Below are 19,288 nucleotides of genomic sequence, written 5' to 3'. Positions count from 1 at the left end.
GTCCGAACACTCAGGAGTCCCTTTTTATGCGCTACATGATGACCTACGACCTCATGGAAACCATGCGCAATACCAACCAGTGGTTGGGCGCAACGGCCAGTTCGATGGCATCTTACCCGCTGTTTTCCATGGTGCCAAACCCTGCTTTCAACTGGATGGCAGCGTGGGGCGAGGTTACGGAACGCACCTTTCAGCGCATGATCGTCAAGCCCGACTGGGGCATCCGCACCTTCACCTGCGAAGATGGCAAGGATCACCTTGTCGACATTACCACCGTCATTGAACGCCCCTTCGGCGACCTGATCCATTTCAGGGTCAATGGCCGCGAAGAACAACCGCGCAAGGTGCTGCTGGTCGCCCCCATGTCCGGTCACTATGCCACCCTGCTGCGCTCGACCGTCAAAAGCCTGCTGGTGAATTGCGAGGTCTACGTAACCGACTGGCATAACGCGCGTGATATCCCCGTGTCCGAAGGCAAGTTCGATGTCGAGGATTACACGCTTTATCTTGTCGATTTCATGAAGGCGCTCGGACCTGACACAAATGTCATCGCGATTTGTCAGCCTGCACCGCTGACGCTGGCGGCAACCGCCTATCTGGCCGAGCACGACCCCAAAGCCCAGCCCAGCACCCTGACCCTGATCGGCGGCCCGGTCGATCCCGACGCCACCCCGACCGAAGTGACCGATTTCGGTCGCCGCGTTACCATGGGCCAGCTGGAAGAAACCATGATCCAGCGCGTCGGTTTCAAGTACAAGGGCGTGGGCCGCATGGTCTATCCCGGCCTGCTGCAACTGGCCTCGTTCATGTCGATGAACTCCGACCGCCACTCCAAGGCGTTTTCAGATCAGATTCAACGCGTTATGCGCGAAGAGGCATCGGATCACGACGCCCACAACCGGTTCTACGACGAATATCTGGCCGTCATGGACATGACCGCCGAATTCTATCTGTCCACGGTGGAACGCGTGTTCAAGAACCGCGAGATCGCCCGGAATGAATTTGTGGTTGCTGGCCACAAGGTGGATATCGGCAAGATTACCGATGTTGCGGTCAAATCCGTTGAAGGCGCGAATGATGACATTTCGGCACCGGGCCAATGTATCGCGGCACTGGACCTTTGCACCGGGCTACCGGAAAGCAAAAAGGCCAGCCATGTGGAACCCGGCGCAGGCCATTACGGTATCTTTGCCGGTCGCAGCTGGCGCGACAACATCCGCCCGCTGGTGATCGATTTCATGAACGAAAACAGCCGTAAAAAGCCAAACCGCCGCGCAGCGAACAAGAACACGGCGGCCTGATCCATGACCGGGAAAACCGCCACGGATCTGGGGTTTTCCTGCGAATGCGGCGCATTGCGCGGTCACATCACGGCAGCGGGTGTCAAATCCGGCACCCGCGTCGTCTGTTTTTGCCACGACTGCCGCGCTTCGCAAATCTACTTTGGCCAGCCTGACCCGGCTCCGGGTCCGGTAAACATCTTTCAGATGAGCCCCGAAGCAATTGAGATCGAGGCCGGCAAAGACAATTTGGCTGCGATGCGCCTGAGCCCGAACGGGATGTATCGTTGGTACGCAAGCTGCTGCAACGCGCCGATTGCGACAACGACAAGATCACCAAAACATCCATTCGCAGGTTTCGACGTGAACAGGATTGCCAAGCCAGACAGCCTTGGCCCAGTCACCACAAGGGGTTTTGTTCCGCAGGAAAACGGCAAGCAAAAGCACGAAAAAGTGCGCTATGCAGCGGTCGGTCTGATAAAACGCGTAATTTCCTCACGACTTTCCGGAAGCTGGCGCAAGACCCCGTTCTTTGACGCGCAAACCGGTGAACCTGTCACCCAGCCCAAAATCCTAACTAAAGAAGAACGCGGCAGGCTTTACGACTAAGTCAGTCGCACCGGTTCCTTCATCCACTTCTTCAACGCTTCGGTTACAATCTCCGGCGTTTCCAGTGTGGGCAAATGACCTGCATTTTCAACGACCTGCAGCTCTGCCCCCGGTATCAATTCGGCCATGAAGGTGTGCTTTTTGGGCGGCGTCAATCCGTCATGTGCCCCGCACAGGATCAGCGTTGGCACCTTGATCTTGCGCAGGGTGCTTTGCTGATCGGGCCGTCTTTGCAACGCGCGCATCTGCTGTACGAACAGATCGGGGCCCATCTCGTTCGCCATGGTCAACATCTCGTCAAGGATGGCCATGCGGTCCGGGCCCGGGGCCAGCGTCTCGGGGCGGATCACTTGCTGCATCACGTCCTCCAGTCGCCCGGCCTGCGCACCGACGATCAGCGGTTCCCGACTGGCCGCAATCTGCGGCGTATCCGCATGGGCGTCCGTCGACATCAGACACAGGCGCGACACCCGATCCGGTGCGCGACGAATGATCTCCAGCGCCACAACGCCACCCATGCTCAGACCGGTCAGCGCAAACCTGAGCGGAAGTTGATCCAAAAGCCCCGATGCAATCTCTTCAATCCGCTCACCGCCCGAAACCGGAGCGACCGTCACAGCCCGGTCCCGCGACAGGTGCTGTAATTGATGCCGATACAGCCGCGCGTCACACATCATTCCAGGCAACAACACCAGCGGTTCGATCATTTCTGCCTCTTGTTCAAATGGACTTTTTTTGCTCACGATGAAGGTACTGCACGCGTCCGGCAAGAGGAAGTTCAGGGATAGAGAATCCCGCGAAACGGCGGAAAATCGGCGTATCGCGCGCGCCGGGTTTGCAACGTCTCTTCCGGCTCGTCGCCCGCGATCAACAGACGCCCGCGCGGCGCGATGTAACTGTCGATCCGCCGCAATGGCTTTGGACGCCACACCAGATTGAACGCGCACAGCTTGGGAAAAAACCAGATTTCCGAGTAATCCAGATGGTCGTGCATCCACCACGCCAGATCCCGCCAGTCGCGCCCCTGATCATAGCGATCCGCGAACCACGGGATCACGATCGACGCCCCGGCAATCCGCGCGTCCCCCTCTCCGCGATCCCAGATGTGGCATTCCAGCGGATGATCGTTGCGGGCGCAGTTCAGCTTTTTTTCATTGCCGAACCGGTTCAACGAAGGCGACCGATAGCCCGAGCGTACCGCAACCCGGCCAAAGGTTTCCTCAAGAGGGTCCAGCAACGTCTGACAAAACGCCCGCCCCGTCTCGATGGCAAGGTCCGGGTTTTCGGGAATGTTCTGCTTTTCATGAAAACTCCCGATCTCGGAATACAGAAAATCCCGCATGAAGAAATGCCGGGACAGACGCACGCGCCCAAGGGTCTCAAGGCTCCACATGCTCCCCGGTTTGCGCATTGTCAGTACCCGTTCCAGCGGAATTCGCCGTTGGGCCCCAGAGCCGAAAAGGGATTAAAGGCGATTTCCCAGATCGTTCCGTCCGGCGCACGAAAATATCCGTGATGGCCGCCCCAGAACACATCCGTTGCGTGTTTCAGAATCTGCGCCCCGGCCCCCTCGGCCCGTTTCAGCAAGGCCGCAACATCTTCTTTCGCCGGGCAGTTATAGCTAAGGGTCAGCGCCCCCTGCCCCAGCGTCACAATATCAACGCCGATTTCCTCGGCCAGAGCCGCCAGCGGATAAAGCCCCAAAGTCTGACCAATCAGATCAAAGGCGATCACGCCATCCGGGCTGTCGACCCGCTGCCAGCCAAGCATCTCATAGAATCCGGCAGCGGCCTCCGGGTCATCGACCCCTACCGTGATCAGGCTTACACGCTGCTCCATCACTCTATCCCCTGCTCTTTCAGCCACGCAAGTATCCCCTCGGTCATCGGGCCGGTCTGCCCCGGCGACATCAGATCCCCGGCCACGACATGCGAGGACGGATCGTCCTCCGGCCCCATCGTCACCAGTTGCTCCTTGGACGGACCACCCCAGTTTTCCGCAACCTCCTGCGTAAGGTCCGGCCTTACGACCTGATCGTCCATCGAGAACCAGAACAGCGCCGGAATTTGTGCGCCTGCGAAATCAAGCGCAAAGACCTCAGCCACCAGCGCGGACATGGGCACAATCGCCTCCCACGAATAGCGGGTGGTCCAATACAGGTTCTTGTCCGGGTCGGGGCTGGACACATCGCGTTCCCCTCCCAAAAGGGCGGGCAGCCAGTGCCGCGCCCATGGCAGGGTCGGCACCCAAGCGGCCACGGTATTGACGCCAAAGTTCGGCGAGACAAAAACCATCGCAGCCACCCCCTCGCTCAACTCGGGATCAAGGGCCGCAGCCGCCGCCAAAGTCCCGCCTGTTGAGGTCGAGATAACTATAACCTGCTCACCAACTGCGCGCGCTGCCGCCAATGCCTCTGCCGTATCCTCCATCCAGCCCGAGGCTGTCCCTTCAGTCATCGCGGCACTGCCCCGCCCATGGCCTTGCAGGCGGGTATAGACCAGATTGGCACCAAGCGCGTCAGCAACCCGATCCGGCACGGGCCTGATTTCTTCAGACGTGGCGGAAAACCCGTGGATGTACAGAACGGAATACGGCGTCCGCTGCTCTTTCGCGCCCTCCTGCCAGATCACCCGTTTTTCGACACCCGGCACGATATCGTCAAAGGCCGATTCCGTGCTTTCGAAATACACCTGCACCCCTTCACCGAATTTGCGTGGATCAAAGCGGGGCGTCAGGTTCACCTCTTCCCTCGGCCCGAACCAGTAGACAAGACCCCCGACGACAATCAGCGAGATCAGAACGCGCCCGAGAATCCAGCCAAAGCGGCGCATCAGCCTTCCCCCATCACATTCAGAACGGCATCTTCGATCAGGCCCAGACACGGCCCGTCCGAAAACCTGTGATCGGCATCCTTGACCAGAAGCAGCCGGATATTCTCTCCGCTGACATGCTCCAAAAGCCGCACCGCCGTTTCCGTGGACACCGCAGTATCCGCCGTACCCTGCAGAAACCGCACAGGAAATGGCAGGTTCAGCGGATCGCGCAAGACCAGACGCTTTCGCCCATCCTCGATCATCCGCTTGGTGATGATGTAGGGCTCCATGTAATCCGATGGCAGTTCCACATGGCCCACGGTTTCAAGCGCCGCCTTCTGTTCCTGCGTAAACGACGCCCAATATCCGTCCTCGGTAAAGTCTGGCGCGGCCGCGATGGTGACCATTCCCGCAATCCGCTCCGGCATCTTGCGCGCCAACAGCAACGCCTGCCACCCGCCCATGGACGATCCGACAACGATCAGCGGTCCATCGGTCAACGCCGATACCGCCTCCATCGTGTCTTCATGCCAGTCCCCAATGCAGCCATCTTCGAATGCACCCGAACTTTCGCCATGCCCGGAATAGTCAAACCTCAGAAACCCCTGCCCGCGCCCCTGCGCCCAAGCTTCCAGATGCACCGCCTTGGTGCCCTCCATGTCCGACTTCAGCCCACCCAGAAAAACGATGGTCGGCCCAGTACCGTCGCTTTTGTGATAGGCCAGCTTCCGCCCCTGCACCGTTTCCAGAAAATTCGTAGCCGCCATAATGACCTCATATCTTTTGCCGCATCATGCACGCCACGTGCCCAAGTGCAATTCGCCCAATCTTCTTCTTGTTCCAAATACGGCGGGACTGCCCCCTCGCTTCCTCCCTTGACACACGCGCACCCGCCTGCCACATGACCTGCACACACATAACCCGCAACCGGGCGTTCAGTGGGCGCCAAACCGACGAGGAGAGCCAGCCATGGCCCTGGATGCAAAATCCGTCTCACTCACCTTTCCCGATGGCAATGCACGTTCTTATGACGCAGGCGTAACGCCCGCGCAGGTCGCTGCCGACATCTCCACCTCTCTGGCCAAAAAGGCCATCTCGGCCACGGTCAACGACCAGCACTGGGACCTGCAATGGCCCATCGAAGCTGATGCCGACATCGCCATTCACACCATGAAGGACGAGGTTCAAGCGAACGAACTGATCCGCCACGACTTTGCCCATGTCATGGCGCGCGCCGTGCAGGAAATCTGGCCTGACACCAAGGTCACCATCGGCCCGGTGATCGAGAACGGCTGGTACTACGACTTTGATCGCGCCGAACCCTTCACGCCCGAAGACCTCGGCCTGATCGAGAAAAAGATGAAGGAAATCATCAACAAGCGCGACGCGGTTACCACGGAAATCTGGGACCGTCAGCGCGCGATCGATTTCTACACTGCCAATGACGAGCCCTATAAGGTCGAGCTGATCGAAGCCATTCCCGGCAACGAACCGCTGCGCATGTACTGGCACGGCGACTGGCAGGACCTTTGCCGCGGCCCTCACCTGCAGCACACCGGCCAGCTGCCGGGTGATGCCTTCAAACTGATGAGCATCGCAGGCGCCTACTGGCGTGGCGACAGTTCACGCGCAATGCTGCAACGCATCTACGGCGTGGCCTTCACCGGCAAGGAAAAGCTCAAGGCGCACCTGCACATGCTGGAAGAGGCCGCCAAGCGCGACCACCGCAAGTTGGGCCGCGAGATGGACCTGTTCCACATGCAGGAAGAAGCCCCGGGCCAGATTTTCTGGCACCCCAACGGCTGGACCGTCTACACCCAGTTGCAGGACTACATGCGCCGGCAGCAGCGCAAAGGCGGTTATGTCGAGGTCAACACCCCGCAGGTCGTCGACCGCAAACTGTGGGAAGCCTCGGGCCATTGGGACAAGTATCAGGAAAACATGTTCATCGTCGAAGTGGACGAAGAACATGCCCGCGAAAAGGCGATCAATGCGCTCAAGCCGATGAACTGCCCGTGCCACGTGCAGATCTTCAATCAGGGCCTGAAATCCTATCGTGACCTGCCTCTGCGTATGGCCGAGTTCGGCTCGTGCAACCGATACGAACCCTCGGGCGCCTTACATGGGATCATGCGCGTACGCGGATTTACGCAGGATGATGGGCATATCTTCTGCACCGAAGAACAGATCGAATCCGAGACCGCCGAATTCATCCGCTTCCTGTCGGAAATCTACAAGGATCTGGGTTTCGAGAAATTCTCGGTCAAATTCTCGGATCGCCCCGAGAAACGCTCAGGCTCGGATGAGGTCTGGGACAAGGCCGAGGCCGCGCTGCTCAGCGCCACGCGCGCTGCTGGCATTGAGCCGGAATTGAACCCCGGCGAAGGTGCCTTTTACGGGCCCAAGCTGGAATTTGTCCTGACTGACGCGATCGGGCGTGACTGGCAATGTGGCACACATCAGGTGGATTTCGTTCTGCCTGAACGTCTGGACGCCACCTATATCGGCGCTGACGGCGGCAAGCACCGTCCTGTGATGTTGCACCGGGCGACACTGGGATCGTTCGAACGTTTCATCGGCATTCTGATCGAAGAACACGCCGGTAAGCTGCCGTTTTGGCTGGCCCCGCGTCAGGTTGTCGTGGCCTCGATCACCTCGGACGCAGATGACTACGTGATGGAAGTTGTCGAAGCGCTGAAATCCGCAGGCGTCCGCGCCGAGGCGGATATCCGCAACGAAAAGATCAACTACAAGGTCCGCGAACATTCAGTGGGTAAAGTGCCGATCATTCTGGCCGTCGGTCATCGTGAAGTCGAAGAGCGCACCGTCAGCGTCCGCCGTCTGGGTGAAAAGCAGACGCAGGTTCAGCCGCTTGAGGCTGTAACAATTGAGTTGGGCCGCGCCGCGACCCCGCCGGACCTGCTGTAACATTCGGCGGCAAAACGCCGGAAATCCGGCCCCGCATCAGGGGCCGGATTGAAATATTTTCCAATTTTTCGTTGAAAAACAATTTATTAACATTCAATAGTGCATGACACTCCCTGACGGGTATGTGAGACACGGGCTCGTGAATTTAACTTCACGGCCAAGGCGTTAATTATAGTCCTGTCACAAACGGACATACGCAGTCACCAATAAGGATTACCGAGATGTCGAACACAGCAAAAACTCTTGCCATCGCAGGTGCCGTTGCAGCCGCAGTCGCAGGCGCCGCCACCACCGCCTCCGCACAAGCCAAAGAAAAGTGCTATGGAGTGTCGCTGGCCGGTGAGAATGACTGCGCCGCCGGCCCTGGAACCACCTGCGCCGGTACCTCGACCGTAGATTATCAGGGTAACGCATGGACCCTGGTCGATGCGGGCACCTGCGAAACCCTCGAACTGCCTGCACAGGCTGACGGTTCCGACCGCAAGGGTTCGCTTGAGGCGCTGGAACGCGACCTGCCGGCATAAAACTGGCAATATGAATGTAGGGGCGGGCAATCTGAGATCGCCCGCCCTCATTTTTCTAACCGGGAGCCTGACCAATGCTGGATAACGCGCAAAGATCAAATCGTTTGCCGTCAGCGCCCGGTGTTGGCTACAAGCCACAGCATTTCTTGCAGATACTGGATGACGCCTCGCCGGTCACATGGCTGGAAATCCACGCCGAAAACTACATGGGCGATGGCGGCCGGCCTCTGGCGCAGCTGCGTCACCTATCTGAACAGTTTCCAATTTCGGTCCATGGTGTCGGCCTGTCGATCGGCGGCGAGGGACCGCTGGACGCAGATCACCTTGCCCGGCTGAAACATCTGGTGGACTGGCTGAACCCGGCCAGCTTCTCCGAGCATCTGGCATGGTCCACCCATGACAGCCATTTCCTGAACGACCTTCTGCCCCTGCCCTACACCGATGCGACACTGACCCGTGTCTGCGATCACATTGAACAGGTTCAGGACACGGTCGGGCGGAAAATGCTGTTGGAAAACCCCTCCAGCTATCTGGCCTTTCAGGAAAGTACCTGGTCCGAGCCCGATTTTCTGCGCGAAATTTCCCGCCGCACCGGCTGCGGCCTGCTGCTGGACGTGAACAACGTCTTCGTGTCCGCCACAAATCTGGATTTCTCACCCCAGGATTATATCGACGCCTATCCGCTGGAAAAAGTTGGCGAGATTCATCTGGGCGGTCATGACGAGGATGAGGATGACCATGGCCATCCCCTGCTGATCGACAGCCACGGGCGAGAAGTCGTCGATCCGGTCTGGGCCTTGCTTGACTATGTGCTGGAACGCTCCGGCCCCAAACCCATCCTCATCGAATGGGACACGGATGTCCCGGACTGGCCTGTTCTGCGGCACGAGGCCGTGCGCGCCGAAAACGCGCTGGCACGCATTCCGCTATGACCGTTTCGCAAACAACCCTCCATGATGCCATTCTCGATGCATCAATACCGGTTCCATCCGGCCTCAGCGATGCGCACGCGCGCCCTGCTGGCCGTCGCTTCAGCGTTTACCGCAATAATGTGGCCGTCTCACTGACCGAAGCGATGCATCAGGCGTTTCCGGTCATCGCCAAATTGCTGGGGTCGCAGAATATGGATGGTCTGGCGGGCATCTTCCTGCGCCGCCACCCCCCATCCTCGCCGCTGATGATGTTCTATGGCGAAGCCTTCCCAGATTTTCTTGCCGGGATGGAGCAGCTTTCGCACCTTGGCTATCTGCCCGATGTCGCCCGGTTGGAACTGGCGCTGCGCCGCTCGTATCACGCAGCCGATGCACAGGCCATTTCCCCCGATGCCCTGAGCGTTCCGCCCGAAGACCTGATGCAGGCAAGGCTGACCTTTGCGCCTGCCCTGCAGGTGCTACGTTCGCCTTGGCCGATCCATGCGATCTGGCGCTTCAATACTGAAGAGGCTGCACCGAAACCCGAACCCGGTGCGCAGGACGTTTTGGTCGTCCGGCCCGAATTCGACCCGATGCCACACCTTCTGCCCGCAGGCGGAGCGGAATGGATTGCAGCCCTGCAATCGGGACAAACCATTGGCGAAGCTTATGAAAAGGTTTCGTCTGCGGATCCGGATTTTGATCTGGGTGCCACACTCGCACTGCTTCTGCAGGGTGGTGCGATAACTTCTGTGACTATCGAAAGGCTGGATACATGACTGCGCTGATCACCCTTCACAACAGCGTCCTCGGGAAACTCGACCGGTCGTCAGATTTTCTGACACCGACGCTGGCGCGACTTGTTTTTGCTGCGGTCCTTCTGTTCTATTATTGGAATTCGGCAATGCTCAAGATCGACGGGTCGATCTTTTCTCCGTCCGCGGGCGCTTTCGGCCAGATTTTCCCCAAAGCCGCCGAAGCGGTTCTGTATGATGTCACCCAGATGAATATCTTTCAGCGGATCATCATCTTCTTTGGCACGATAGCCGAGTTTGTGCTGCCCGCTCTGATCCTCGTCGGCCTGCTGACCCGCCTGTCCGCCGTTGCCATGATCGGCTTTATCTGGGTGCAGACAATTGTGGACGTCGCCGGCCACGGTGTTGCCCTGGGCAGCCTGTTCGACAACTCGCTGGGCCTGATGGATCAACGCACGATGTGGACGTTCCTTTTGCTGGTTCTTGTGATCAACGGCGCAGGCCCACTTTCGCTGGACCGCATCCTGCGCATCTCCTGACCTCAGAAATGTGCCTTGGGCTCGTCCGGTTTTCCCGCGGCGAGCCCCAGAATACCACCAAGCGCCGCAAATGTGATCGGGAACATAGTAAAGGCGTTGAATCCAAACGCATAATACATCCCCGCCGCCGACAGCATAAGCAGAATGCCCGCCACCAGGGCACGCGCATGGGCCATCGCCCCACCCGCAATCGCAAGCATCGGCGCCAGGATCGACATCACCTGAATCAGTTCGGCGTTTTCGACCTGCTCGGCGATACCATCAATTTCCCCGAACTGCTTGATCACCTCGACATAGCCGAACCCGAAAAACCCGACGATCATTCCGATCAGCCCGGCGACGACACCCAATATCATTGCGGCATTACGCATCCAAAGTCTCCAAAACCACGGTAACGCAGATAGTTACGTTTTCACGCAACGCCAAGAGCATCACGCGTATCCGCAGTCCAGCCCAGATACAATTGCCCGTCACGCTCGATCAGCGGCCGCTTCATCAGCGCCGGATGGTCGGTCAGCAACTCAATCGGTGGGCGTGCGCGCTCGGATTCACTCAATCCCCGCCAGGTGGTGGAACGGGTGTTAAGCAAAGCTTCGCCGAATGCCTGCAGAGCCTGCATCATGGTTTCGGGCGGAACACCTTGTGCCCGCACATCCACAAGCTCTGCTTCCGGCAATGATTTCAATGCCTTGCGGCAGGTATCACAGTTTTTCAGGCCATACAGGCGCATGATCGCTCCACTTTTTTTCCCAAAAGATCAGGCAAAATTTCGGGATTCTTTGCGTAATTCTTGATTTTTTACATCACCATGCAATGTTGAAAAGGGCGAAACCCGCGGTCGTGACTGTTTCGAGTGAGTGCGAAACAGGTTTCGGCAGTGATGACGTCAATTACTATCCCATTACTTTTTGGGACCACGTGTAAGTAGAAGGAGACACGGAAAAATGCCAACTGGCACCGTGAAGTGGTTCAATACGACCAAAGGCTATGGTTTTATCGCTCCTGACGAGGGGGGCAAGGATGTGTTTGTTCATATCTCGGCCGTAGAACGTTCCGGTCTGACTGGGCTCGCTGACAATCAGAAAGTCTCGTACGAATTGCAGGACGGACGCGACGGCCGCATGATGGCGGCTGATTTGAAACCGCTGTAATACCCATCCCGCCTTTGCGCGGGCGTATCTAAACAAGGTTAGCGGCCAATTTCCGGCCGTTAACCATCAAAATCTTCAAAACGATATGGGTTCGGTGTCAGGCCGGATCACGCTCGGGCTGTGTGAACCAGTTCTCGCCCATCGCCACAATGCAGGAAGTCCCGCTTGCATAGGTGACCACCAGCGTCCAGTCGCCCTCGGTGCTGGTCCAGACCTCCATGATCTGTTCAGGCCCCCGCATCCCTGACGCGGTCCGCGTCTCACCAAACTGGTGCGACAGTTTCTGCCGCATCCTGTCCGTCGGCTCACAGATCACCTCGGCAATCGGTGAGGCTGCTGAGACCGGCCCAGCAAGCAAGGTCACAAGGCAGATCAATCCGGTTTTCGAAAACTGCGCCATGAGGCCAATGTAACAGCTTCATGACGCAATGTATAGACAAACGATATGCGCGTCTGCCGACTCAGCCTTCGCGGATAACCGCCTCAAGCTCGCGCCATTCCCGCGCCGACATGCCCGAGTTTTCCTGTGTCACGTTCTCGCCCTTCAGCATCCGGCGCAGACAGTCGACCATTTGTGCCGACAGGTTCACGGCCCCCAGCCGATAATCCTCGAAGGCCTTGTAGGCAAAGGGAACCCAGTCCGCGACGACCTTGCACATGGTTTCCGCATAGATGCGGATTTCGTACTGCGCATGTGCATCCGCCCGCAAACGCAGGAAATGGAACAGGTTGTGCAGATCGACCTTCCAGTACCACTGCGTATAGATATTCGCAGGCAGGTTCATCCGTGCCAGTTCGCGCGCCAATCCCTGCTGCCCGTCCTGACTGATCATCGCCTCGTAGTTATCGTAACACCGCGCGCTGTCGGCCTTGAGCAGTTCCAGCACCTGCGCAGCCTCGGCCCCTTCCAGCGCACTGCCCCGACCCTGATTGTTCACCTCGGACTGGGCCGCGACATGTTCCGGCGCGGGAATATAGAATTCGCGGTCCAGAATAGAATAGCGCGCGGAATACTCATTGACGTTGGCGGTCCGGTGGCGAATCCACTGACGCGCAACAAACACCGGCAGCTTCACATGCAGTTTGATCTCGCACATTTCGAACGGGGTCGAATGCCAGTGCCGCATGAGATAGCGGATCAGCCCCTCATCGTTCTGCACTGACTTGGTGCCTTTGCCATAAGACACCCGCGCCGCCTGACAGATCGCGGCATCGTCACCCATATAGTCGATGACACGGACAAAACCGTGATCCAGAACCGGATGCGCGGTATACAGATGCTCTTCCATTCCCGGCGCAACAACGCGGCGTGTCTGATGAGATTGCGCGCGCTGCGCTTCGATCTCGGCCAGTTGCTCGGGCGAAAGCGGCATGTGGAAGTCCTTTCCTGAAATGAGTCGTTCACCACTATATCTCGACAGCCTCGGAACAGGAACCGCCATATCGTGCGTCCTATGGGCGCAAAAACCGATGCGGGCGGTCCTCGCCTCATTTCTTCTGCTGCGCCCCTCGACAGGACCGGACAGCGCGCTAAGCTTCGGACCAGCAAAACACTGGCAAGGGATGCCCGATAATGGCACTGAAATATCTTCACACCATGATCCGCGTGAAAGATCTGGAAAAATCCAAGGCGTTCTTTGAACTTCTCGGGTTGCAGGAAACTCGCAGATACGAAAGCGAAGGCGGCCGTTTCACGCTGCTGTTCATGGCCCCTCCCGGTCAGGAGGACGCTCCGATCGAACTGACCCACAACTGGGACGGTGACGATGCCCTGCCCAGCGACAGCCGCCATTTCGGGCATCTCGCCTATGGCGTGGATAATATCTATGAGATGTGCCAGCACCTGCAGGACAACGGCGTGACGATCAACCGCCCGCCACGTGACGGACGCATGGCGTTCGTGCGCTCACCCGACAACATCTCGGTCGAGTTGTTGCAGAACGGCAATGCGCTGGATCCGGCCGAGCCCTGGACCAGCATGGAAAGCACTGGCCACTGGTGATCCGCTGGCTGACAGCACTGGGGCTGGCCCTTCTGGCCAGCCCCCTTAAGGCGGACACCTGCCGTCTGGCCCTCGCTTTGGCCATCGACATCTCAACCTCGGTGGACGCGACCGAGGATGCCCTGCAGCGGCAAGGGCTGGCCGCAGCGCTGGTGGCGCCGGAAGTCACCCGGGCGTTCTTCGCCTCTCCCATGCCGGTCGCTCTGGCCGTTTATGAATGGAGCGGTCGCTCAACCCAGCGCGTCATACTGAACTGGACTCTGATCGAAACCGAAGTCGACCTGCTGCTGGCGGCAACAACTGTTCAGCAATCCGTCCGGTCCGACAGCGGATCTGCGACGGCGATGGGCTATGCGCTGGCATTCGGCGCGACGCTGATGCAGCAGGCGCCGCGCTGTTTGTTCCAGACCATCGATCTGTCGGGCGACGGGTCAAACAATGACGGTTACGGACCGGACTCGGCCTATAGGCACTTTCCCTTTGAGAACACGGTGGTCAACGGTCTGGTCATCAATGCTGCCGATTTTGAAGGGGAACTGTTCCTGATCCCGTTCTTTGAAAACAATGTCCTGCACGGACCCGGCGCCTTTCTTGAGATTGCGCAAGGGTTCGAGGATTTCGAACGCGCCATGCGCCGCAAGCTGGAGCGCGAACTCTCGGGGATGGTCATAGGGGCAATCGACGACCGGATGGGCGAATGATCCGGGCGCTGCTGGGGTTTCTGTGCCTTGCGGCGCCTCCATTGTCAGCCGAATGCCGCCAGGCGCTGGCATTGGGCATGGACGTCTCAGGCTCGGTTGACAGTAGCGAATACCGTCTGCAACGGGGTGGGCTGGCAAACGCGCTGCGGCGGCCGGATGTCAGAGGGGCCTTTCTCGCCCAACCCGCAGCCCCGGTCCGGCTGGCCATCTTTGAATGGAGCGAACCCGGACATCAAAGAATGCTGCAAGACTGGATCGATGTCAGGGATGAAAGCACCCTCGACGCTATTGCCGGAACCCTCGATAACATGACCCGCTCGCCCGCACCGCCCGGTACCGCTGTCGGGTCGGCGATGCAGTTCGGGGCGTCCCTGCTGGCCCGCCAGCAGGAATGCTGGAAGCGCACTCTGGATCTGTCCGGCGACGGCAAACACAACATTGGCCCCCATCCACGCGCCGCGAAGGCGGCTTTGCAAAACTCCGGCATCACCATCAACGGGCTGGTCATCGGCGCCGATGACCCCGTTGCCGGGGACAAACGCTATGTCCAGATCGGAGAACTTTCCGCCTATTACAACGCCTGGGTCATTCTTGGACCGGACGCGTTCGTCGAAACCGCCCTGGGCTTTGCCGCGTTCGAAGACGCCATGGCCCGAAAGCTTAAAAAAGAGCTGCAAAGCCTTGTTTTGTCGCACACCTTCACAGTCGAACAACCGACGCCAACATCCTCTCAGTAGATATAGCGGATCTGATCGGTCCAGTACCGTTCCACACGCCTCAGCGCGCTGGTAATGTCCTCGACCCCGTCGGCGCCCAATACCCCTCTGGCCTGCAAACCGTCCGCGTGGCGCGAGAATAGCTCGGCCACGATGTCGCGAATTTCACGCCCCTTCGGCGTCAGCCGCACCCGCACTGAACGGCGGTCGATCTCACACCGCTGATGGTGCATATAGCCCATTTCAACCAGCTTCTTCAGGTTATAGCTGACGTTACTGCCCTGATAATAACCCCGGCTTTTCAGCTCACCGGCGGTCACCTCATGATCGCCGATGTTGAACAGCAGCAAGGCCTGTACCGCGTTGATTTCGAGCACGCCAACCCGCTCGAACTCATCCTTGATGACATCCAGAAGCAGCCTGTGCAGCCGCTCGACAAGGGCCAAAGCCTCAAGATACCCGGTCATGAAACCCCTGGTTGCGGGCACGGCAACCTGCATTTCCATACTCATCCGATCCTCCGATTCACTCGCGCTGTGTCCTGCACGATGAACCGAATTCCCGAAAAATCGGTTAAGCCGGGTTTTGATCTATTTTTGAAACGTTTGCGCGATATCCGCGACCAGATCGGTGTAAGGCGCGGGCGGCGCGACCTGCCCCGTCACCCACTGATACAGGTCCTGATCGTTCTCGTGCAGCAAGGCGTCATAGACTTCCAGCCCCGCATCATCCATCGCCGCAAGGTTACGGTCGGCATATGCGGACAGGATCAGATCCATTTCCTTGATCCCCCGACGCATCGACCGCATCTTCATGCGCCTGATCCGGGTGTCGCGCGGCTCGGTCACTATGCCTGCTCCATCATCTGACGCAGTTTCTTTTCCAGTCTGGCGGCGCGTTCGATACTTGCGCGCATCTCGCCACGGATGGCCCGCAATTCCGCAGCAATCGACGCCATATCCGCTGCCTCTTCGCTCAGCTCATCGGGCGCAACCATCCCCTCGCCCTCGCCGGTCAGCAGCCACTTGATCGAAACATTCAGCATCCCGGCCATCATCGACAGCCTGTTTGCGCGCGGTTCGGACAGATCGTTTTCCCATGCAGTGATGGTGGCCTTTTTGACACCCAGACGCCGCGCCAACTGTGCCTGGTTCATATCTGCCGCTTCACGCGCCCCGGCGAGACGATCCCCAAAGGTGGCTGCTTCCGGTCCATACCAGTTTTCATTCTCACTCATGGGGCGCTCCAATATCGTCTTTTCATATCGCTTGATCGTCATTCGGGCGCACCCTATGACAGACAGGCTGAACATACAAACCGAGGCCCCCATGAACTTCCTGTCTGCGACATTGTCCCGCGTCAAACCCTCGCCCACGATTGCAATGACGGCAAAAGCGGCAGAGCTAAAGGCAGCGGGCCGCGACGTGATCGGCCTCAGTGCGGGTGAGCCCGATTTTGATACACCGCAGAACATCAAGGACGCTGCAGTTGCCGCGATTGCAGCGGGAAAGACCAAATACACCGCCCCCGATGGTATCCCGGAACTGAAACAAGCGGTGTGCGCCAAGATGAAGCGTGACCACGGACTGGATTACACACCGGCACAGGTTTCCGTCGGCACGGGTGGCAAGCAGACGCTCTATAATGCGCTGATGGCCACCCTAAATGACGGAGATGAGGTGATCATTCCCGCCCCCTACTGGGTCAGCTATCCGGATATGGTCCTGCTGGCGGGTGGCACACCGGTTATTGTCGAAACAAGTCTGGACAACAGCTTCAAGCTGACCGCACAGCAGCTTGAGGATGCAATTACGCCCAACACAAAGTGGTTTATCTTCAACTCGCCCTCGAACCCGACCGGCGCGGGTTACAGCCGCGATGAGCTGAAAGCACTGACCGATGTCCTGCTGCGCCACCCCCATGTCTGGGTCATGACCGACGACATGTATGAACATCTGGCCTATGACGGGTTCGAATTCTGCACCCCCGCGCAGGTGGAACCGCAGCTTTATGACCGCACGCTCACCTGTAATGGCGTCTCCAAGGCCTATGCCATGACCGGCTGGCGCATTGGCTATGCCGCTGGTCCCGTCGAACTGATCGCCGCCATGCGAAAGGTGCAGTCCCAGTCGACGTCCAACCCCTGCTCCGTCAGCCAGTGGGCTGCGGTCGAGGCGCTGAACGGCACACAGGCGTTTCTGGCCCCCAACAACGAAACATTCAAACGCCGCCGCGATCTGGTCGTGTCGATGCTGAACGAGGTTGACGGCATCACCTGCCCCACCCCCGAAGGCGCCTTTTATGTCTACCCCTCCATCGCCGGGCTTATCGGCAAGACGACCCCGGCCGGCACCGTGATCGACACCGACGAAGCATTCGCAAACGCGCTGCTGGAAGAGGCAGATGTGGCAGTTGTTTTCGGAGCGGCCTTTGGCCTGTCGCCGAACTTCCGGGTCAGCTATGCAACCTCGGACGAGGCGCTGACCACGGCCTGCACGCGCATTCAGCGTTTCTGCGCCGCCCTGACCTGAACGGAGGCCAGCGATGTCCGTCAGCTTGCCCGAATACTACTTCCGCACCCGCGAAAACGGCGCCGCCGTGTTCCGCGTGAACACCGAAAACCGCCAGCAGCGGATCGAGATGGAGCAGATCGCCGTCATCAACATCCGCAATGGCGAGGTCAAGCCACAGGGCGGGCGCGAGCTGACGGACCAGGACAAGGCCCGCATCGAAAGCTGGATGGACGACCGCAGGTCCCTGCTGGCGCAGCGGGACATCGACGATATTCACCGCACCGTCGATCACCTGAACCTGACCACCCAATGGGCACAGTCCAAGGCAACCGAGGCACAACTGGACGAGGTCACCGACCGCCTGCTGATGGCCATGCACGATTTGCGCTCGGTCCTCGTCAGGAAAATGGCGGATCGTCAGTCAAAGGATTGACTTCGGGCGGCGCCTGCTATTCCGCAGGCACGCCCACCTGCTGTACCGATCGCATCCAGAACCGCGCCATCAGCAATACCCCCGCAAAGGCAAGGCCCAACACTAGGCCCAGCCAGATGCCGATCCCTTCCATGCCCTGCACGAAGCCAAAGTAGTAAGATGCCGGGATGCCCACGACCCAATAGCTCAGCGCAGCCATCACCATGGGGATCTTCGCGTCCTGCAATCCGCGCAACAGTCCCAGCGCGATCACCTGCGCGCCATCCACCAGTTGGAACAGCGCCGCCATCGCCAGCAGGCCGCTGCCAATCGCCAGAATCTGCGGACGCTGCGGATTGTCCGGCTCCATGAACAGCGAAATCAACGGCTCGGCACAGGTCAGAAACAGGATGATCGTCAGGATCGACACGACCAGAGACATCGCTGTCACCGTAATCGCGCCCTTTTCAAGATGGGCCCGATCCCTGCGGCCCAGCGCGTTGCCCGCCCGGATCGTGGCAGCATTCGACAGCCCCAGATGCACCATGAACGTCGCCGAGGCCAGATTCAGCGCAATACCATGCGCCGCCAGCGGAACCTGTCCGATCCACCCCATCATGACGGCGGATGTTGCGAACAGCGACACCTCGGCCAGCAAGGTCAACCCAATGGGCACACCCAGCCGCAGGACGCGGAACCACATCTCCCAATCCGGACGCCAAAACCGCTGAAACAGGCTGTGTTCCGGCAATACGCGCACCGCGTAAACCACGACGGCCACCAGCGATACGGCCTGCGTCACGACCGACGCGATTGCGGCACCCATAACCCCAAGTTCGGGCGCACCCCAGTTGCCAAATATCAGGGCATAGTTCGTCACCCCGTTGACCAGCGCCGCCGCCACGGTGATCCACAGAACGATCTGCGTCCGCTCTAGCGCGGCCAGATAGGATTTCAGCACCATCACCAGCAAGGCCGGGAACAATCCCCACCCCGCGACCCGCAGATATTCGGACGCCATCGCGGCGGTCTGCGGCTCCTGTTTCAGGGCGATCAGGATCGGGTAAGACCACCACAGCAAGGGCATTGTCAGTGCCCCATAAAGCAGAGACAACCACAACCCCATACGCGTCGACCGGCGAATGCTGGTTTCATCCTCCTCGGCCGCTGCAGTCGCCACCATCGGCATGACGGCCAGGCCAAATCCGCCGCCGAACAGGAACAGGACAAAGAAATAGCTGCTGGCCAGCGTCACAGCCGCCAGCGCCTCGACCCCGTACCAGCCCAGCATGACCGTATCGGTCAGGCCAATGGCAAACTGCGCCAGATGCCCGCCGATCAGTGGCAGGCCCAATACCGCAATTGCGCGGACATGGCCGCCATATGTCATCACCTTGCTCATTCGACCACGCTTAGAAATGCCCGTCGGATTTC

The 19,288-nt window shown here is 59.1% G+C and carries 26 protein-coding genes; 13 read left to right on the top strand and 13 right to left on the bottom strand.

Annotation, left to right across the window (positions count from 1 at the left end; all coding sequences use genetic code 11):
- The first annotated feature begins 26 nt into the window (after positions 1-26).
- On the top strand, positions 27-1,301 hold the full coding sequence (gene phaZ / locus ACR0D6_RS05830; protein WP_170651644.1) for a polyhydroxyalkanoate depolymerase: 1,275 nt from the start codon (positions 27-29) through the stop codon (positions 1,299-1,301).
- A 3-nt stretch (positions 1,302-1,304) separates the two neighbouring features.
- Positions 1,305-1,889 (top strand): DUF6151 family protein, encoded by a 585-nt coding sequence (locus tag ACR0D6_RS05825; RefSeq protein WP_480764815.1) that lies wholly within the window; start codon positions 1,305-1,307, stop codon positions 1,887-1,889.
- Here ACR0D6_RS05825 and ACR0D6_RS05820 read toward each other — a convergent pair.
- The 5 genes from ACR0D6_RS05820 to ACR0D6_RS05800 all read right to left on the bottom strand — a co-directional run bounded on the left by ACR0D6_RS05820 (position 1,886) and on the right by ACR0D6_RS05800 (position 5,469).
- A complete protein-coding gene (locus ACR0D6_RS05820; RefSeq protein WP_480764814.1) occupies positions 1,886-2,596 on the bottom strand; it encodes an alpha/beta fold hydrolase in 711 nt (236 codons plus the stop codon). The two genes, ACR0D6_RS05825 and ACR0D6_RS05820, sit on opposite strands and share 4 nt — an antisense overlap.
- A gap of 71 nt (positions 2,597-2,667) precedes the next feature.
- The gene (locus tag ACR0D6_RS05815) at positions 2,668-3,282 is read right to left on the bottom strand and encodes a hypothetical protein (RefSeq protein WP_480765241.1); all 615 of its coding nucleotides are present in this window, start codon (positions 3,280-3,282) and stop codon (positions 2,668-2,670) included.
- 20 nt (positions 3,283-3,302) lie between these two features.
- Complete coding sequence (locus ACR0D6_RS05810) at positions 3,303-3,728, bottom strand: VOC family protein (protein ID WP_480764813.1); 426 nt, start codon at positions 3,726-3,728, stop codon at positions 3,303-3,305.
- Entirely contained in the window at positions 3,728-4,720 is a 993-nt protein-coding gene (locus ACR0D6_RS05805) for an alpha/beta hydrolase (protein ID WP_480764812.1), read from the bottom strand. Before ACR0D6_RS05805 ends, ACR0D6_RS05810 begins: the two co-directional genes overlap by 1 nt.
- On the bottom strand, positions 4,720-5,469 hold the full coding sequence (locus tag ACR0D6_RS05800; protein ID WP_480764811.1) for an alpha/beta fold hydrolase: 750 nt from the start codon (positions 5,467-5,469) through the stop codon (positions 4,720-4,722). The genes ACR0D6_RS05805 and ACR0D6_RS05800 overlap by 1 nt, the downstream gene beginning before the upstream one ends.
- 202 nt (positions 5,470-5,671) lie before the next feature.
- Here ACR0D6_RS05800 and thrS point away from each other — a divergent pair, with 202 nt between their 5' ends.
- The 5 genes from thrS to ACR0D6_RS05775 all read left to right on the top strand — a co-directional run bounded on the left by thrS (position 5,672) and on the right by ACR0D6_RS05775 (position 10,359).
- Positions 5,672-7,630: a threonine--tRNA ligase gene (thrS, locus tag ACR0D6_RS05795; RefSeq protein ID WP_480764810.1), complete on the top strand. Its 1,959-nt coding sequence runs from the start codon at positions 5,672-5,674 to the stop codon at positions 7,628-7,630.
- Positions 7,631-7,851: 221 nt separating this feature from the next.
- Entirely contained in the window at positions 7,852-8,154 is a 303-nt protein-coding gene (locus tag ACR0D6_RS05790) for a BufA1 family periplasmic bufferin-type metallophore (RefSeq protein WP_170651637.1), read from the top strand.
- Positions 8,155-8,228: 74 nt separating this feature from the next.
- A complete protein-coding gene (bufB, locus tag ACR0D6_RS05785; RefSeq protein ID WP_480764809.1) occupies positions 8,229-9,086 on the top strand; it encodes an MNIO family bufferin maturase in 858 nt (285 codons plus the stop codon).
- Positions 9,083-9,844 (top strand): HvfC/BufC N-terminal domain-containing protein, encoded by a 762-nt coding sequence (locus ACR0D6_RS05780; RefSeq protein WP_480764808.1) that lies wholly within the window; start codon positions 9,083-9,085, stop codon positions 9,842-9,844. The genes bufB and ACR0D6_RS05780 overlap by 4 nt, the downstream gene beginning before the upstream one ends.
- Positions 9,841-10,359: a DoxX family protein gene (locus tag ACR0D6_RS05775; protein ID WP_480450057.1), complete on the top strand. Its 519-nt coding sequence runs from the start codon at positions 9,841-9,843 to the stop codon at positions 10,357-10,359. The genes ACR0D6_RS05780 and ACR0D6_RS05775 overlap by 4 nt, the downstream gene beginning before the upstream one ends.
- Before the next feature lie 2 nt (positions 10,360-10,361).
- Here ACR0D6_RS05775 and ACR0D6_RS05770 read toward each other — a convergent pair whose 3' ends face one another.
- Positions 10,362-10,730, bottom strand: a complete 369-nt coding sequence (locus ACR0D6_RS05770; protein WP_480764807.1) for a hypothetical protein — start codon at positions 10,728-10,730, stop codon at positions 10,362-10,364.
- Positions 10,731-10,771: 41 nt separating this feature from the next.
- Entirely contained in the window at positions 10,772-11,089 is a 318-nt protein-coding gene (locus ACR0D6_RS05765; protein WP_480450058.1) for an ArsC/Spx/MgsR family protein, read from the bottom strand.
- 214 nt (positions 11,090-11,303) lie between these two features.
- Here ACR0D6_RS05765 and ACR0D6_RS05760 point away from each other — a divergent pair, with 214 nt between their 5' ends.
- Positions 11,304-11,510, top strand: a complete 207-nt coding sequence (locus tag ACR0D6_RS05760; RefSeq protein ID WP_170651631.1) for a cold-shock protein — start codon at positions 11,304-11,306, stop codon at positions 11,508-11,510.
- A 97-nt stretch (positions 11,511-11,607) separates the two neighbouring features.
- Here the strand turns inward: ACR0D6_RS05760 and ACR0D6_RS05755 are convergent, their stop codons facing one another.
- A complete protein-coding gene (locus ACR0D6_RS05755; RefSeq protein WP_480764806.1) occupies positions 11,608-11,910 on the bottom strand; it encodes a hypothetical protein in 303 nt (100 codons plus the stop codon).
- Between the two features lie 61 nt (positions 11,911-11,971).
- Positions 11,972-12,883: an FAD-dependent thymidylate synthase gene (gene thyX / locus ACR0D6_RS05750; RefSeq protein ID WP_480450059.1), complete on the bottom strand. Its 912-nt coding sequence runs from the start codon at positions 12,881-12,883 to the stop codon at positions 11,972-11,974.
- 200 nt (positions 12,884-13,083) lie between these two features.
- On the opposite strand from thyX, the gene ACR0D6_RS05745 reads away from it, so the two are divergent.
- The 3 genes from ACR0D6_RS05745 to ACR0D6_RS05735 are packed head-to-tail and all read left to right on the top strand — an operon-like array spanning position 13,084 to position 14,950.
- Positions 13,084-13,512 carry a VOC family protein gene (locus ACR0D6_RS05745; protein WP_480764805.1) on the top strand — a complete coding sequence of 143 codons (429 nt, stop codon included), beginning with the start codon at positions 13,084-13,086 and terminating at the stop codon, positions 13,510-13,512.
- Positions 13,509-14,213, top strand: coding sequence for a DUF1194 domain-containing protein (locus tag ACR0D6_RS05740; protein WP_480764804.1), 705 nt, complete (start codon positions 13,509-13,511; stop codon positions 14,211-14,213). The genes ACR0D6_RS05745 and ACR0D6_RS05740 overlap by 4 nt, the downstream gene beginning before the upstream one ends.
- Positions 14,210-14,950: a DUF1194 domain-containing protein gene (locus ACR0D6_RS05735; protein ID WP_480764803.1), complete on the top strand. Its 741-nt coding sequence runs from the start codon at positions 14,210-14,212 to the stop codon at positions 14,948-14,950. The genes ACR0D6_RS05740 and ACR0D6_RS05735 overlap by 4 nt, the downstream gene beginning before the upstream one ends.
- Here the strand turns inward: ACR0D6_RS05735 and ACR0D6_RS05730 are convergent.
- The 3 genes from ACR0D6_RS05730 to ACR0D6_RS05720 all read right to left on the bottom strand — a co-directional run bounded on the left by ACR0D6_RS05730 (position 14,944) and on the right by ACR0D6_RS05720 (position 16,166).
- Positions 14,944-15,441: a MarR family winged helix-turn-helix transcriptional regulator gene (locus ACR0D6_RS05730; protein ID WP_480450063.1), complete on the bottom strand. Its 498-nt coding sequence runs from the start codon at positions 15,439-15,441 to the stop codon at positions 14,944-14,946. The two genes, ACR0D6_RS05735 and ACR0D6_RS05730, sit on opposite strands and share 7 nt — an antisense overlap.
- 78 nt (positions 15,442-15,519) lie before the next feature.
- On the bottom strand, positions 15,520-15,777 hold the full coding sequence (locus tag ACR0D6_RS05725; protein WP_480764802.1) for an FAD assembly factor SdhE: 258 nt from the start codon (positions 15,775-15,777) through the stop codon (positions 15,520-15,522).
- On the bottom strand, positions 15,777-16,166 hold the full coding sequence (locus tag ACR0D6_RS05720) for a helix-turn-helix domain-containing protein (RefSeq protein ID WP_480764801.1): 390 nt from the start codon (positions 16,164-16,166) through the stop codon (positions 15,777-15,779). The genes ACR0D6_RS05725 and ACR0D6_RS05720 overlap by 1 nt, the downstream gene beginning before the upstream one ends.
- A 91-nt stretch (positions 16,167-16,257) precedes the next feature.
- On the opposite strand from ACR0D6_RS05720, the gene ACR0D6_RS05715 reads away from it, so the two are divergent.
- Positions 16,258-17,460, top strand: coding sequence for a pyridoxal phosphate-dependent aminotransferase (locus ACR0D6_RS05715; RefSeq protein WP_480765240.1), 1,203 nt, complete (start codon positions 16,258-16,260; stop codon positions 17,458-17,460).
- 13 nt (positions 17,461-17,473) lie between these two features.
- Entirely contained in the window at positions 17,474-17,875 is a 402-nt protein-coding gene (locus tag ACR0D6_RS05710; RefSeq protein ID WP_480764800.1) for a hypothetical protein, read from the top strand.
- A 16-nt stretch (positions 17,876-17,891) separates the two neighbouring features.
- Here ACR0D6_RS05710 and ACR0D6_RS05705 read toward each other — a convergent pair whose 3' ends face one another.
- Positions 17,892-19,256: an MATE family efflux transporter gene (locus tag ACR0D6_RS05705; protein ID WP_480450067.1), complete on the bottom strand. Its 1,365-nt coding sequence runs from the start codon at positions 19,254-19,256 to the stop codon at positions 17,892-17,894.
- Between the last annotated feature and the right edge of the window lie 32 nt (positions 19,257-19,288).

The sequence above is a fragment of the Ruegeria sp. BJ6 genome, from assembly GCF_056537885.1.
The sequence above is the reverse complement of the archived record's forward strand: the minus strand, read 5'-3'. Positions and strand labels throughout refer to the sequence as shown.

What these genes read in the sequence shown, in the direction of transcription:
- phaZ (WP_170651644.1), top strand. Translation starts at nt 27, where the DNA reads ATGCGCTACATGATGACCTACGACCTCATGGAAACCATGCGCAATACC.
- ACR0D6_RS05825 (WP_480764815.1), top strand. Translation starts at nt 1,305, where the DNA reads ATGACCGGGAAAACCGCCACGGATCTGGGGTTTTCCTGCGAATGCGGC.
- ACR0D6_RS05820 (WP_480764814.1), bottom strand. Translation starts at nt 2,596, where the DNA reads ATGATCGAACCGCTGGTGTTGTTGCCTGGAATGATGTGTGACGCGCGG.
- ACR0D6_RS05815 (WP_480765241.1), bottom strand. Translation starts at nt 3,282, where the DNA reads ATGTGGAGCCTTGAGACCCTTGGGCGCGTGCGTCTGTCCCGGCATTTC.
- ACR0D6_RS05810 (WP_480764813.1), bottom strand. Translation starts at nt 3,728, where the DNA reads ATGGAGCAGCGTGTAAGCCTGATCACGGTAGGGGTCGATGACCCGGAG.
- ACR0D6_RS05805 (WP_480764812.1), bottom strand. Translation starts at nt 4,720, where the DNA reads ATGCGCCGCTTTGGCTGGATTCTCGGGCGCGTTCTGATCTCGCTGATT.
- ACR0D6_RS05800 (WP_480764811.1), bottom strand. Translation starts at nt 5,469, where the DNA reads ATGGCGGCTACGAATTTTCTGGAAACGGTGCAGGGGCGGAAGCTGGCC.
- thrS (WP_480764810.1), top strand. Translation starts at nt 5,672, where the DNA reads ATGGCCCTGGATGCAAAATCCGTCTCACTCACCTTTCCCGATGGCAAT.
- ACR0D6_RS05790 (WP_170651637.1), top strand. Translation starts at nt 7,852, where the DNA reads ATGTCGAACACAGCAAAAACTCTTGCCATCGCAGGTGCCGTTGCAGCC.
- bufB (WP_480764809.1), top strand. Translation starts at nt 8,229, where the DNA reads ATGCTGGATAACGCGCAAAGATCAAATCGTTTGCCGTCAGCGCCCGGT.
- ACR0D6_RS05780 (WP_480764808.1), top strand. Translation starts at nt 9,083, where the DNA reads ATGACCGTTTCGCAAACAACCCTCCATGATGCCATTCTCGATGCATCA.
- ACR0D6_RS05775 (WP_480450057.1), top strand. Translation starts at nt 9,841, where the DNA reads ATGACTGCGCTGATCACCCTTCACAACAGCGTCCTCGGGAAACTCGAC.
- ACR0D6_RS05770 (WP_480764807.1), bottom strand. Translation starts at nt 10,730, where the DNA reads ATGCGTAATGCCGCAATGATATTGGGTGTCGTCGCCGGGCTGATCGGA.
- ACR0D6_RS05765 (WP_480450058.1), bottom strand. Translation starts at nt 11,089, where the DNA reads ATGCGCCTGTATGGCCTGAAAAACTGTGATACCTGCCGCAAGGCATTG.
- ACR0D6_RS05760 (WP_170651631.1), top strand. Translation starts at nt 11,304, where the DNA reads ATGCCAACTGGCACCGTGAAGTGGTTCAATACGACCAAAGGCTATGGT.
- ACR0D6_RS05755 (WP_480764806.1), bottom strand. Translation starts at nt 11,910, where the DNA reads ATGGCGCAGTTTTCGAAAACCGGATTGATCTGCCTTGTGACCTTGCTT.
- thyX (WP_480450059.1), bottom strand. Translation starts at nt 12,883, where the DNA reads ATGCCGCTTTCGCCCGAGCAACTGGCCGAGATCGAAGCGCAGCGCGCG.
- ACR0D6_RS05745 (WP_480764805.1), top strand. Translation starts at nt 13,084, where the DNA reads ATGGCACTGAAATATCTTCACACCATGATCCGCGTGAAAGATCTGGAA.
- ACR0D6_RS05735 (WP_480764803.1), top strand. Translation starts at nt 14,210, where the DNA reads ATGATCCGGGCGCTGCTGGGGTTTCTGTGCCTTGCGGCGCCTCCATTG.
- ACR0D6_RS05730 (WP_480450063.1), bottom strand. Translation starts at nt 15,441, where the DNA reads ATGAGTATGGAAATGCAGGTTGCCGTGCCCGCAACCAGGGGTTTCATG.
- ACR0D6_RS05720 (WP_480764801.1), bottom strand. Translation starts at nt 16,166, where the DNA reads ATGAGTGAGAATGAAAACTGGTATGGACCGGAAGCAGCCACCTTTGGG.
- ACR0D6_RS05715 (WP_480765240.1), top strand. Translation starts at nt 16,258, where the DNA reads ATGAACTTCCTGTCTGCGACATTGTCCCGCGTCAAACCCTCGCCCACG.
- ACR0D6_RS05710 (WP_480764800.1), top strand. Translation starts at nt 17,474, where the DNA reads ATGTCCGTCAGCTTGCCCGAATACTACTTCCGCACCCGCGAAAACGGC.
- ACR0D6_RS05705 (WP_480450067.1), bottom strand. Translation starts at nt 19,256, where the DNA reads ATGAGCAAGGTGATGACATATGGCGGCCATGTCCGCGCAATTGCGGTA.